Origin of the sequence: Isoalcanivorax pacificus W11-5, from assembly GCF_000299335.2 — a bacterium.
GTDB classification, from domain to species: Bacteria; Pseudomonadota; Gammaproteobacteria; order Pseudomonadales; family Alcanivoracaceae; genus Isoalcanivorax; species Isoalcanivorax pacificus.
Genome location: NZ_CP004387.1, coordinates 1198810 through 1212562, shown reverse-complemented (window position 1 = coordinate 1212562; position 13753 = coordinate 1198810). Strand labels below are relative to the sequence as shown.

11 protein-coding genes are annotated in these 13753 nt (G+C 62.9%); 6 read left to right on the top strand and 5 right to left on the bottom strand.

What is annotated here, in order from left to right:
* Positions 1-25 precede the first annotated feature (25 nt).
* The 5 genes from fhuF (at position 26) to S7S_RS05395 (ending at position 6660) form a co-directional block, all read left to right on the top strand.
* Positions 26-775, top strand: a complete 750-nt coding sequence (gene fhuF, locus S7S_RS05415; RefSeq protein WP_008737471.1) for a siderophore-iron reductase FhuF — start codon at positions 26-28, stop codon at positions 773-775.
* Between the two features lie 46 nt (positions 776-821).
* On the top strand, positions 822-1922 hold the full coding sequence (locus S7S_RS19930) for a GNAT family N-acetyltransferase (RefSeq protein WP_008737469.1): 1101 nt from the start codon (positions 822-824) through the stop codon (positions 1920-1922).
* Positions 1923-1932: 10 nt separating this feature from the next.
* Positions 1933-3243: a lysine N(6)-hydroxylase/L-ornithine N(5)-oxygenase family protein gene (locus S7S_RS05405; protein ID WP_008737468.1), complete on the top strand. Its 1311-nt coding sequence runs from the start codon at positions 1933-1935 to the stop codon at positions 3241-3243.
* A gap of 260 nt (positions 3244-3503) precedes the next feature.
* Positions 3504-5657 carry a TonB-dependent siderophore receptor gene (locus tag S7S_RS05400; RefSeq protein WP_008737465.1) on the top strand — a complete coding sequence of 718 codons (2154 nt, stop codon included), beginning with the start codon at positions 3504-3506 and terminating at the stop codon, positions 5655-5657.
* A gap of 73 nt (positions 5658-5730) precedes the next feature.
* On the top strand, positions 5731-6660 hold the full coding sequence (locus S7S_RS05395; protein WP_008737463.1) for an alpha/beta hydrolase: 930 nt from the start codon (positions 5731-5733) through the stop codon (positions 6658-6660).
* A gap of 91 nt (positions 6661-6751) precedes the next feature.
* On the opposite strand, the gene S7S_RS05390 is transcribed toward S7S_RS05395, so the two are convergent.
* The 3 genes from S7S_RS05390 to S7S_RS05375 all read right to left on the bottom strand — a co-directional run bounded on the left by S7S_RS05390 (position 6752) and on the right by S7S_RS05375 (position 10621).
* The gene (locus S7S_RS05390) at positions 6752-7939 is read right to left on the bottom strand and encodes a fatty acid desaturase family protein (protein WP_008737461.1); all 1188 of its coding nucleotides are present in this window, start codon (positions 7937-7939) and stop codon (positions 6752-6754) included.
* A gap of 10 nt (positions 7940-7949) precedes the next feature.
* On the bottom strand, positions 7950-9062 hold the full coding sequence (locus S7S_RS05385; RefSeq protein WP_008737459.1) for a ferredoxin reductase: 1113 nt from the start codon (positions 9060-9062) through the stop codon (positions 7950-7952).
* A 641-nt stretch (positions 9063-9703) separates the two neighbouring features.
* Entirely contained in the window at positions 9704-10621 is a 918-nt protein-coding gene (locus S7S_RS05375) for an alpha/beta hydrolase (protein WP_008737455.1), read from the bottom strand.
* Positions 10622-10740: 119 nt separating this feature from the next.
* On the opposite strand from S7S_RS05375, the gene S7S_RS05370 reads away from it, so the two are divergent.
* Positions 10741-11304: a TetR/AcrR family transcriptional regulator gene (locus S7S_RS05370; RefSeq protein ID WP_008737453.1), complete on the top strand. Its 564-nt coding sequence runs from the start codon at positions 10741-10743 to the stop codon at positions 11302-11304.
* Between the two features lie 29 nt (positions 11305-11333).
* Here the strand turns inward: S7S_RS05370 and S7S_RS05365 are convergent, their stop codons facing one another.
* Complete coding sequence (locus tag S7S_RS05365) at positions 11334-11972, bottom strand: TetR/AcrR family transcriptional regulator (protein ID WP_008737450.1); 639 nt, start codon at positions 11970-11972, stop codon at positions 11334-11336.
* Positions 11973-12067: 95 nt separating this feature from the next.
* Positions 12068-13648 carry a bifunctional 3-(3-hydroxy-phenyl)propionate/3-hydroxycinnamic acid hydroxylase gene (locus S7S_RS05360; protein WP_035204777.1) on the bottom strand — a complete coding sequence of 527 codons (1581 nt, stop codon included), beginning with the start codon at positions 13646-13648 and terminating at the stop codon, positions 12068-12070.
* Positions 13649-13753: the final 105 nt, after the last annotated feature.

Below are 13753 nucleotides of genomic sequence, written 5' to 3'. Positions count from 1 at the left end.
CATCAAAGACGACACCGGGCTCTTCATGATCGATCTGCTCAAGCCGCTGTTCCCTGGCACGCTGGCGCCACTGGCCGAAACACTGCAGTGCACGCCCGGCGCAGATGGCCTGCCCCTGCAGCGGCTGCTGACCGATGACACCTCCCTGCGCAGCCTGCTCAGACGCCACGGCACACACCTCGGCACACAGGACCTGCGCGTCATCGCCTGCGCCTGGCTGCTGCACTATCTGGCGCAGATACTGCCGCCGGTGATGGCCGGCCTGAGCCTGCTGCAACAGCGCTGGCCACTGGCGCCGGACGAGTGCGCGCTGCGGCTGGACGCTGACGGCCACACGCAGGCACTGGTGATCATCCATCCCGGCGAGGCGATGCCCGGCGACAGCGCCAGCCGCTATCACGCGCTGCTGCATCACCATCTGGCGCCGCTGATCCGGCGCCTGAGCGACACCGCGCGCGTCCCGGCGCGGTTGCTGTGGGGCAATGCCGCGCGGCGGCTGGAAGGCGTCTTCCGGGAGGCCGGCGAGCTGTGCCGGCAAGAGCCTCTTTTACTGTCGCGCCTGCGGGCCGACGAGCAGTTTCTGCTGCACCAGCGTCGCTGGCCACCGGCACAGAAAAACCCCTTGTACGCGCCGCCGCGCATCGTCGCATACCAGGGCAATGCCATCACGCTGCACCGGCAGTGCTGTCTCTACTACCGCCTGCCAGATCAAGGTTATTGCACCGCCTGTCCGCTGGCCCCCGAATTCAGAAAACCTAAACAAGCCCATCGCTGATTCGTCTGGCTAGTAACGAGTCATTTAACCGCAGGGAGCACAGCCGGTGCCGGACACTGCCACCGAACAACGCCTGTCGCCAAGTTTTGTCTCGCGGCCGCGTGGCACGACTTACCTGGCCACAGGCGAATCGCATCGCCTGAGCCTGGTGCGGCTGCCCGAACGCCGGCACAGCCCCTGGACACTGCGCGTGCGCGGCGACCTGCTCACACTGGCCTGGCAGGGCGAGCAACTGCCCGATACCGACGACGTACTGGCCGCACTGGAAGCCACCTTCTCACGCACGCCCGGCACGCGCGCTCTCGGGCTGCGGGTGCCGGCACCACTGCACGCCGAACTGCGGCGGCTGGGCGTGCTGATTCCGGACACCCACCACGGCCATGTGGTGCTGCAAAGCCTGCTCTGGCAGCAAGGCACACTCTGGCTCGGCGACGGCCATGCCCCGGATTTTCCCGTGCAGCACGTGATGCAGGATGGGCGCCGCCATCCCTTGCGTGCGCCGAAACCTGCCGGGGTGGTGTACCGCCGCCATATTCCCTGGCTGAACGCCACGTTCTCGCTGCGCGTGGCCGATATCGATACCGACCTGCCGCGTTTTCACCGCTGGATGAACGACCCGGTGGTGGCGCACTTCTGGGAAGAACAGGGCGAGTTGAGCCATCACCGCCAGTATCTGGAACGGGTCACCCATGCCCCCGGCATCCTGCCATTGATCGCCGCCTTTGATGACACGCCGTTTGGTTACATCGAAGCCTACTGGGCGCGCGAGGACCGCATCGCGCCCTACTACGACACGGATGATTTTGATCGCGGCTGGCATGTACTGGTGGGCGACGCCGCCTTTCGCGGCAAGCCGTGGCTGGCCGCCTGGATGCCCTCTGTCTCGCATTACCTGTTTCTGGCGGACCACCGCACCCGGCGTCTGGTGATCGAACCGCGCTCCGACAACGACCGGATGCTGCGCAACCTGTCGCGCTGCGGCTACGCCCTGGTCAAGACGTTCGATTTTCCGCACAAGCACGCGGTGCTCGGCATGCTCTCGCGCGAACACTTTTTCAACGAACGTCTGTGGGTGCCCGCGCCGCCCCATCCCGGCGCACCCTTTTCGTCCCCCTCCGGGCCTTTCCCCACCGAATCGAATGAATGAGGTTTCCATCATGCATATCCACGATCTGATCGGCATCGGCTTCGGCCCGTCGAATATCGCCCTGGCCATCGCGCTGGAAGAACACGGCCAGCGCCACGGCAAGGTGGACGCCTGTTTTATCGAACGCCAGGGCGGCTTCGCCTGGCACCCGGATATGCTGCTGGATCATGCGCACATGCAGATTTCCTTCCTCAAGGATCTGGTCACGCCGCGCAACCCGTCGAGCCGCTACAGCTTTCTCAACTACCTGCACGAAAAAAGCCGGTTACAGGACTTCATCAACCTGAAAACCTTCTTCCCCAGCCGCCATGAATTCAACGACTACCTGGCCTGGACCGCGTCGCATTTCGAGCACCAGTGTGCCTTCGGTGAAAGCGTGTTCGAGGTGTTGCCGGAAATGCAGGGCAAGGACGTCTCGCTGCTGCGCGTGCGTTCCCGCGACGCCAGTGGCCAGGTGCATGAACGCCTGACCCGCTCACTGGTGATCGGCGTCGGTGGCGCACCGAACATTCCACCGAGCTTCGCCGGCCTGCAAGACGACACCCGCGTGTTTCATTCCAGCCGCTATCTGTCAGAGCTGGGCCGCCAGCAGGCCCCGCGCCGCCTGGCAGTGATCGGCGCCGGCCAGAGCGCGGCAGAAATCTTCCTCGACCTGGCCCAGCGCGACGGCACGGAAGTCGACCTGATCACCCGCTGCTGGGCATTCAAGCCCTCCGACGACAGCCCGTTCGTGAACGAAATCTTCAACCCGGAATACACCGACTATGTGTTCAACAACGCCACCGGCCAGCGCGCAGCGCTGCTGGAGGAGTACATGAACACCAACTACGCTGCGCCGGACCTGGAGCTGATCCAGCAGATTTTCGAAGTGTTCTACCGGCAGAAAGTCACCGGCAGCCAGCGCCACCGTTTCCGCCGCCGTCATGAAGTGGAAGCCGTGGTGGCCGATGACGCCGGCGTGCACCTGCGCGTGGCCAACCTGGATACCGGCGACAGTGACAGCACCTGCTACGACGGCGTGGTGCTCGCCACCGGCTACCAGCGCCAGGTGCACCGCGACCTGCTGGCACCGCTGCAACCCTGGCTCGGCGAGTGCAGCGTGAACCGCCATTATCAGGTGCAGGCCGCCGAGGGCTTCCGGCCGGCCGTGTTCCTGCAGGGATGCTGCGAACCCACCCATGGTCTCAGCGACACCCTGCTGTCAGTGATGGCGGTGCGCACGGCGGAAATCTGCCAGGCATTGCAGCATGCCCTGCCACGGGCCAGTGCGCGCGCCAGTGCCGCCCACGCCGAGCCGGTGGCAGCCATGGCGCAGGGCTGACCCGGTTTCAGCGGCGATGCGGGCATGATCACAGGCATATCAGCGCCACGGTGATATCAAAACGCCCGCATCGCGCTTTTTCTTATGGCCAAATGCCATCTCAGCCTTCCTGAAATATATATTTTCTTCCGTTCCTGCTTTTTGGCGTGAAACGACTCCCGTATGCAAATAGAATCAATTCTCATTTGAGCCGTCACTCGCAACGGCCCGATGACAGGCAATGCATTGCCTGGACACGACGATCCACAAGGAGGCTTTTCATGCGTCGTTCTTCCTTCCGCCACCTGCTTGCCGTGGCGACCCTGGTGGGGACTTCTGCCCCGCTGTTTGTTGTTTTTGCCAATTCAGCCCACGCCCAGGATGCCCAACTCGACGAGGTGGAGATCACCGGCGAGGGCTTCAAGGACGCCAGCACCGAATACAGCGGCGCCTATACATCGAATCGCGTCACCATCGGCCGTGGTGAGCGCTCCCTGCGCGACATTCCGCAATCGGTGGGCGTGATTACCCGTGAGCAGATGAATGACCAGGCTTCACAATCCATCGATGACGCCCTGGGCACCATGGCCGGGGTAACCGTCAACCAGTTCAACACCAACGCCAAGAGCTATTCGATACGGGGCTTCCGAGTCTCAACCATGCTGCTCGACGGCAGCCCTTACCGTGCTGACGTCGGCTATACGGATACCGGCGCCTTCGATACGGCGATCTTCGACCGCATCGAAGTCTTGCGCGGCCCGAGTGGCATGCTGCAGGGCGCGGGCGAGCCCAGCGGCACCATCAATCTGGTGCGCAAGCGTGCCTCCACCACCCCCGGCGCCAGCGTCGCCGCCGCGGCCGGTTCCTGGGACACCTACCGCGGTGAAGTGGACGCCACCGGCCCGCTGGATGACAGTGGCCGGCTGCGCGGACGCTTTGTGGCGGTCTATGAAGATCGCGGTTCGTACATTGACTATGTTGAAAACGAAAAGACCGTTATCTACGGCACGCTTGAGTACGACATCACACCGGACACCACTTTCTCCGTGGGGCTGATGCAGCAGAATGGCAACGGCACACCCAACCTGGGCCTGCCTGCCCGGGATGACGGCAAACTGCTGGACCTGGACCGGGAAATCTTCCTCGGTTCCAAATGGGACAACAAGGACGAGCTGTTCCAGCGCTACTTTGCCGAACTGGAACACAGGTTTGCCAACGGTGGCAGTTTCCATATCAAGGCCAACACCATGGAGCGCTACACCGACATCAAACAGAGCAGCGCCGGCAACAGCCAGCCCTCTGTCGGTAATAACGTGATCGACATGTTCCCCTGGCGTTCAAAGCACACCCTGCGTGACAGCTCACTGGACGTGTACACCAGCCAGCCAGTGAACTGGTTCGGGCGTGAGCACCGCGTGCTGGTGGGCGCCTCACACCAGATTGGCAAGACGCAGCTCGACTGGGGCGGCGGCACGAGCGGCACCATCCCGCAGGACATTTTCAATCCGGACCCGAACACACCGGAACCGGCATTCAGCATTTCGCACCTGCCCACCACCACCACGACCCAGACCGGCCTGTACGCACAGGGTGATTTCTCTGTCACCGACCGGACCACACTGGTGCTGGGTGGCCGCTTCAACTGGTGGGAGAGCCGCAACAACCGCGATGCGTCCGGTGATTTCGAGATCGACAACGAGTTCACGCCCTATGTCGGCGTGCTTTACGACATCACGGAAGAACTCACCGCCTACACCAGCTACACCACCATCTTCCAGCCGCAATCCGACCAGGACATCAACTTCCGTCCGCTGGAGCCGCGTACCGGCGACCAGATCGAGGTGGGCCTGAAAGGCGAATATTTCGAAGGCGACCTGAACTGGGAAGCCGCCCTCTTCCAGATCAACGACAAGGATCGTGCCGTGGATGTGACCGGTGTGACACCGACACCGGACCAGAACCCGTGGCCGATGGCCAACGCGGGCAAGGCACGCAGTGAAGGGGTCGAGCTGTCGGTCAGCGGCCGTCCGCTCGATCGTCTCGACATTACCGCCGGCTACGCCTATATCGACACCGAATTTCTCAACGGTGCCCAGGACGGCCTGCGTCTGTCGCCGGACACACCGGAACATAATTTCGCACTGTGGGCCCGCTACCGCTTTTCCGACAACCGGCTGCAAGGCTGGCGTATCGGTGCGGGTGTCAATGCGCAAAGCAGCATTTATTCCCAGGATGGCGCCATCAAGACTGAAGAAGGCGGCGTTGCACTGCTGTCCGCCATGGTCGGCTATCGCCTCAATGCCCATTTCGACGTGACGCTCAAAGGCAATAACCTGACTGACAAGGAGTACTACTCCGCTGTCTCCGCCTGGAGCCGCCAGAACCACTATGGCGACCCGCGCAACTACATGCTGACCATGCGCTACACTTACTGAGCACACTGCAACACCGACGGGGCCGCAAGGCCCCGTTCTGTTTCAGAGGAATAAATCAGAGGAACGGAAACCCATGTCACTGCACCCTGATCTCGATGCCTTTCTCACTCTGGCCCGCGACAAGGGGCATCCCCCCTTCCACACCTTGTCCGTTGAGAAAGCACGCGCGCTGTACGACCGCACCGCGACGCAACTGGACGCGCCCTCGCAGGTTGCCACATCCGCCTTGCAGTTCACCGCGCGCGATGGCGTGCAGATTCCGGTGCGCCGTCATGATCCCGGGGAGACCCGCGCGGCGCTGCTGTATTTTCATGGCGGCGGCTATACCGTCGGTGGCCTGGATTCCCACGATGGCCTGTGCGGCGCCCTCGCAGCGCTGACGCCCTGCGTGGTGTTTGCGGTGGATTACCGGCTGGCGCCGGAACATCGTTTCCCCACCGCGTTTGAAGACTCGGAAGACAGCTACCAATGGTTGCTCGCACACAGCGCATCACTCGGCATTGACGCCTCCCGCATCGCCGTGGCCGGCGACAGCGCCGGCGGCACGCTCGCCACGACGCTGTGCCTGAGTGCACGCGATCACGGCTGGCCGCTGCCCTGCGCCCAGGCGTTGCTGTACCCCTGCACCAGTGCCCGCCAGGACAGCGCCTCGCACCAGCGCTACGACACCGGCTATCTGCTGGAGCAACAGACGCTGCAATGGATGTTCGGCCATTACCTGCGCGATGAACGCGATCGCAACGACTGGCGTTTCTCGCCGCTGAATGCCGGCTCACTGACGGATTTGCCACCCACCTTTATTGGTCTGGCTGAACACGATCCGCTTGTCGATGAAGGCATCGCCTACGCCGGCCGGTTGACCACCGCCGGTGTGGATACCCGTCTGGAAATCTACGACGGCATGGTGCATGACTTTGCGCGGTTGATGCAGGTCGTGCCGGACGCGGCAAGGCAAGTGCGGGAAGATATGGCGGAGATGCTGGCCGAGTGTCTTGGGGGGTGATGTGTCCTGCTCATGCACACCCCTTTGACACGAGGTGGCGATGACGCTGTGACCGGCCGCGTGCCACGCGGCCGGTCCACCGTCGACAGGCTCAGGCGCGGGCAGGCTCCGGCGGCAAGGTGCCTCCCGGAAACGCCAGCCGCAGGTTCTTCAGCCATGTCGTGCCGAACTGCCGCCACAGCGGCGCGGCGTTGTACGGCAGGCCGTAGCGGTCCGCCAGCGCTTTCACCCGTGGCGCCACCTCCGGATAGCGGTTGCTGCACAGATCGGGAAACAGGTGGTGCTCGATCTGATGGCTGAGATTGCCGGACATCACGTGGAAAAGCGGGCCGCCGGTGATGTTGGCAGAGCCGAGCAACTGGCGGATATACCACTGGCCACGGGATTCGCCTTCCACCTGGTCCTGGGTGAAGTTGTAGACGTCGGCGGGAAAATGCCCGCAGAAAATGATCACGAACGCCCAGATGTTGCGGATGACGTTGGCGACGGCGTTGGCACCGGCCACCAACAGAAATACCGTCAGCGGTGACTCCGGCACGTAAAAGGAAACCGGGATCGCCACCAGCGCGGCAAGGCCGGGCCACATGATGTAGTCCTTGCGCACCTGGCCCCAGATCTTGCGGCCGATGTGTTTCATCAGCGGCAGGATTTCCCTGGGCTTCTTCTTGCCTTCGCCCACGTCGATGATCGCCTGCTCGTGCAGGGCCACGCCTTCCTCGAACAGCAGCATCAGCAGCACGAAGTAGATCGGCTGCAACAGATAGGCGGGCTTCCAGGGCTGCAGGGGCGTCACGCGCATGATGCCGTACCCCACATCCAGGTCTTTCTCCAGCACGTTGGTCCAGGTGTGGTGCACCACATTGTGCGAATGCATCCAGCGGTCGGAGGGGCTCATGGTGTCCCACTCCCAGGTGTTGGACTGGATCTCCGGGTCTTTCATCCAGTCCCACTGGGCGTGCAGCACGTTGTGGGCGATCTCCATGTTTTCCAGAATCTTGGCCAGGCCCAGCATGATCACGCCCAGCGCCATCACGGCCAGGGTGCTGCCCCAGCCGGCCAGGGCGTGGGGCCAGGCCGGCAGCAGGAACAGGCTGGCGTAGATGGTGAGCCGCCCGAACAGCGCCATGCTGCGCTGGATACGGATCAGCCGCAGGATGTAGCGCCGGTCTTTTTCACCGCGCGAGGCCAGGGTTTCGTAATAGATGGCATCCATCTCGCGACCGAATTCGTCGATTTGCTCTGCCGTGAGGTCCACGGGCAAGCCTTGTCGTTTGCTCATCACGCTCTCCCTAGATATCCAGTTCACAGTCGCCGGCGGTGGCGCACACGCAGACTTGCACGATGGCACCGGGCTCGTTGATGAATGCGCCACTGCGCAGATCGCGCACGCAGCCGGATTTCAATGTCGTGTTGCAGGTGTGGCAGATACCCATGCGGCAGCCGTGCGGCGGGTTCAGCCCGGCGTCCTCGGCAAGGCGCAGCAGGTTGGTCTGGCCGTCCGCGTCCACATCAACACCGCTCCGTGCGAAGCGCACCTTGCCGCCCACCGCGTCGTCGGGGATCGGCGCCAGCTCGGCGCGGAACCGTTCGATATGCAGCCGGTTCGACAGGCCTGCGTCTTCCCAGGTCTGCTCCAGTGCCGCCAGCAGCCCCGGCGGCCCACAGGCATAGCAATCCCGTTCGCGCCAGTCCGGGCAGAACTTTTCCAGCGCATCGCGGCTGAAGTGGGCAGCACGGCCGTCCTGCTTACGCGTGTGCACTTCGTGCAGATGATAATGACGGTGCCCGGCATCCAGCTTGCGCAGTTCCTTGCCGAAAATGGTGTCGAATTCGTGTGGCGCGTAATGGATGTGGACGGTGTCCGGCAGGCGCTGCTGCGCAATCAGGCTGCGCAACATGCTCATGGCCGGGGTAATGCCGCTGCCGGCGGTGATGAACAGCGGCTGGATCGGCGAGGCGTCCGGCAGATAGAAATCGCCCTGGGGCAGCCCCACGGGAATGTGGTCGCCCACTTTCAGGTGCCGCACGATATGGTGCGACAGGCGACCGCCATCGATCTTTTTCACGGTGATCGTGAAACGGCCGTCATCCCGCTCCGGCGGCGATGAAATGGTATAGGTACGGGTGTAATGCCGGCCGTCCACCGGGATGCCGACACGGATGTGCTGACCGGGGCGGTGCAGCCGCCAGTTGGCGCCGGGTTGCAGGGTAATGGTGCGGCAGTCGCGGGTCTCGTCCCACACCTCCACCACCCTCGCGTGCATGCGGTGCGTGGTCCACAGCGGGTTCACCAGTTCCACATAGTGGGACGTGCGTAGCGGATAGGCGAACATGTCAGTGATCGTCGAGAGCTTTGCCAGCCAGCCCTTCGAAGGCTTGGGTTCGGACATCGAAGTGGTCATGCCTGGGCCTCCTGAACAGGGGTTATTGTTTGTGAACACGCGTTCACTTTATAGATAATGCAGCGCTTTGTGAAGAGCGTGATGTCAGGCAGGCAAGCGCTTCACGACAAGCGCGGGCCAGGAAGGCTGCCCGGCGGGCACAGCCAGTGCATGGCGCACGCACAAGGCGAGGCGCGAAACAGAGAGGCGTGTAGTCAGGCTGAACCTGGAAGCTGGCCAGGGCCGTTCATGAATCATCCGGCCGGGCGTTTTATTCAGAAATGCGCAAGGCGGGTAGGCCTAACTCTCCGCCTTCGGCAATGGCAGGCTGGCGAATTGATGGCCGCTATCAGCGGAAACGGGCATTGCTCCTGACGGGTGTCGACGATGTCACGACGCGGGCACAAATTATCCGCGACCTGCGGCAGCGCCATTATCCGGCCGATACGCTTGCGAAATGGGAGGCCCTCGACCATCAGCAGCAACTGAACGACCAACGCGCACTGGATTATCAGCAGGCGGTGGCGGCCTTGCAGCATGAGATGGAGGCCGTGAGGCACACGCTTTCCGCGTCTGGCCTACGAACAGTGACCGAGACAGTTGCGGGTGCAGTACTTTCCTGGAACCCGCAGACCTTGAACCCGCCCCGCACACCGCGCTGCTCAGGCGACGAGGCTTTTCAGAAACGCCAGTTGTTTGCTGATAACACTGCTGAACACCGGTTCGAAGTAGGGTTCAAAATGATTCGCTTCTACGGTATCCACCGTGAGGTGCGGGTTGTTCACCCGCCGGATTTTCCCTTCTATAAAGGGCGCCACGCTATCGCCGGTGGCACCCAGCAGCAGCGTGGGAATGCGGATATCCCTCAGGCGTTTGAACGGACGATAAGGCCCCATCGTCATCAATGAGCGCGCCGCAACGCGGTTGTCATAACCCCGCCCGGCGCTCTGCTCCCCCAGGGCCAGCGCCTTGCCGGCATCATCGCGATCCATACTGGAAAAAGCGCCCGGCGCGCTAACCACCTGGATATAAACGGGCTGGCCCGGCTTGATCAGATCGACCAGGCAGTAGAGGCCGAAGCGCAGCAGCCGTGCCAGCGGCACCGCGCGCACCGCCGCCAGCCCGTCGAGCATCGGCACCTGGGCGATGGCGCCGAGCAGCTCCGGATGCTCCGCCGCCAGCTCCACCGCATGGCCGCCTCCGAACGATGTGCCCCACACCACAATCCTGTTCCTGTCGACGCCCGGCCGGGATTTCAGAAACGCCAGCGCGGCATCGGCTTCCCTGACGCGTCCACGGGCCGAGATGGTATGCCGGGGCAGCCCGGCACTGTCTCCCCAGCCCGTGTAGTCGAAGCTCATCACCACGAATCCCGCCCGGGTGAATTCCTCATAAAAGGGCACAGTCAGCGTATCCTGGGTACCGCCCCAACCATGGACCATGAGGATCGCAGGCAACGCGGCATCGCCTGTGGCAGCGGGCCGGTACAGCGTGGCGGCACACCAGGTCCCTTGATAGTAGTAGCCGGTACGCTCGATGCGGCAGGTCAGGTCCGCAGGGCTGTATCGCAATGATTCCATGGATCCTTTCTCCAGACGGGGTTGTCTCGCATGCGCTGTCTTGTATGCTATTCAAGGTGTGAGACTAGCACTCTTGAATGCCATACAAGATGACTTGATTTACCCCTGGAGCTGGCGCCATGGCCAAGAACAAGCGGGATGTGGACGCAAAGGTAAAGAAGGCGGCCCTGGAAGAGACCGCCGCACGTCTGTTCATGGAACAGGGCTTCGAGGCCACCTCCATGCAGCAAATCGCCCGTGCACTGGATGTCGCGCCCAATACGCTCTACTGGTACTACGCCAGCAAGGATGAGTTGCTGGTGGGCGTGCTCAACCGTTTGCTGTCGCAGACCCTGCAACACCTGCCTGCGATGGGCGGCTTGCCGTTGAAAGCACAGATGGCCTGGCTTCTGGACGAACTCGAACAGAGCCGCGAGATGGTCGCCACCGTGCACAGTCGCCTGGACCAGTCACCGGTCATTCGTGCCTGGCATGACCAGTTTCATCAGTTCGTCGAAAGCACCGTCATCTTTGCCCTGAAAACAGCAGGCGTCGAGGCATCACGCTGCGCCACCCTGGCGACGGTGGCGACGTTTCTGGTGGAGGGACTGCTGGCGCACCCGCACAGCGCGCACCAGCGTCACGATATTCTGGAATGGTTTGCGGCCAGTGCCGGGGATCAGTTGGGAGGCGCAGCCGTTTAATCGGCTCATGAACACACCTCAAATGGCTGCTAGTCCGCAGTTCTGGGCAGCGGCAGGCTGGCAATCTTCCTGGCCTTGCTGGCACTCACTCCCAGCGACCGGAGAATCATTTCAGCCGCGACGCGATCCGCATGCTCCATCTCGATGCCTTCCACGACAAGATTCATGGCGCCCATGGTGGCGGACATCACCATGGCCATGGCCATCTCTTCGTTGGCATAGTCGAAATCGCCCTGCTCACGCCCTGCCTGCAAATCCGCCCGCAGGTAATTGGCCAGGGCAGAACGCATGCCTTCTGCGTAGCGCACCACAGTGATCAGCGCGCGCGTCCATTCGGGGTCATCCAGGGCCTTGCCCATGAAAGTGCGTACGCCGATACACAGGCGCTCAGCACCACTGCTGACGCCCTCACTGAATACCAGTATCTGCTGCGAAAGCTGGACCGCCAGTTCCAGGCCCACTGCTTCCAGCACCTCCTCGCGCGTGCGGAAGTAGTTATAGACGGTGCCATTGGACACCCCTGCCTCTTCCGCCAGCGTATTGAGCGCCAGGCCCGCCACGCCGGTGCGGGCATAGATGCGCAGCGCAGCGTCCAGAAGTTGCTGCCGGGTGCGCGCCTTTTTCTTGTAACCACGCGTCAGAGTGTTTGCCGCTGCTTTCTTTGCCATGAACTGCCCCGTCAGACCGATTGTGGACCTCCTCGTACCGGGCTCATCATACTGGGAACATATCAATATTGAGAGTGCTTCATCAAAAACGCCTGTCACAGCGCTTGCAGGCATTCGTCCACCAGACGCTGCGCCTCCTGTGCCGGGCCATCGTGCATGATGACGCGGTCGGGGCGGCTGACCATCACGGTGCCCCGGGACCGGTTATTCGCCAGCGCATCCGACAGGTCCTCGGCAAAGGCGGTGTGCGCTCCGGGTCGTTGCCCGCGCAATCCGACCTGCAGAAAGGCACCGCCGCGGGCTTGCCAGCGAGCCTGGGCGGCCTCATCCAGATACTGGCGCGGATCCACACCGAAACCGACCAGCGTCAGGTGATCACCGAACACCTCGTCGCTGGGACAGATCTGGCCCTGATGCCGGACAAACCCCTGCGGCAGCAGCGCGCCACGGCACACTCCCCTGCGCGCGCGGCCCTTGACCAGGCATCCCTCGCGGAAGCGGTTGGGGGGTTTGATTTCCAGCTCCTCAAGCTGCCGGCGCAACGGCGGTATGAACCGGCACAGGCGCATGGCGCCGTGTACCGCCAGGGCCTTGAAGGTATTGCGGGGCATCACCAGATGCCCCATGAGCTTGGCCAGGCCGATCATCTTTCTGGCATGCGGGCGGCGCTCGGTGTCATAGCTGTCCAGCAGCGCAGGCGATGCCTGCCCCCTGACCACCCAGGCCAGTTTCCAGCCCAGGTTGGCCACGTCCCGCAGCCCTGCCACCAGCCCCTGGCCGACGAAGGGCGGCGTGATATGGGCGGCGTCGCCCACCAGAAACACCCGCCCCTGCTGGAACAATTCGCAGCAGCGGGCATGAAATCGATACACCGCCTTGCGCTCGATCACGAGGTCTTCCGGCGCGATCCAGGGGGCGAGCAGTTCGGCGACTTTTTCCGGCCGCTCCATCTCTTCCTTTGTCTCGCCGGGCTTGAGCATGAATTCCCAGCGCTCGCGCCCTCCCGGTGCAGGCATATGGGGGATCGGCCGGTCGGGGTGGCAGATGAACTCGACATGGTCGATCGCCTTCTCCTCCCGGCGTATCGCATCCACAATCAGCCAGTCTTCCGGATAGGTCTGCCCTTCAAAGCCCTGGCCGATCAGGCCGCGCACGGTTGAGCTGGCGCCGTCGGCACCCACCAGATAGCGCGCCACCACCTCGTGTATCTCGCCAGCGCCGTCCTTCAGTTGCGCCGTCACCCCTGCCTCCGCCTGGGTGAAACTCACCAGCTCGTAGCCGCTGTGAAATGCCACGCAGGGGTAGGCCGCCACCTGTCGCCGCAAGGCATGTTCCAGATCCGGCTGATAGAAGGTCACCAGCTTGGGGTGCCCGTCAATCGTGCCGCTGGTGTTGGCCCGGCCGAATTGACCGAGGTAAGGGCAATGCATGCGCACCTCGGGAATGGCGAGCCGCTCGAACGCCCCCTCCCCCAGCCCGGCCATCTGCAGGATACGCAGCGCCTCGTTGTCCAGTGCGATGGCGCGTGGCGCGCGCATCACCGCCGCCACCTTGTCCACCGCCAGGGTGGTCACGCCGTAGCGCCCCAATAACGCACACAGCGCCGCACCCACTGGGCCGAAGCCAATCACCAGTACATCCGTCGTCCGGGGCAGCCCATCAGATCCGTTCGTCATCGCAGTCTCGTCAGCAAGCTCGTGAGATAGGGGAACGAGAACCTTTTTACCCGTTATTGACATTAGTTTCAATATTGAATTAAATCCCATAATTGCAGTTGAGCT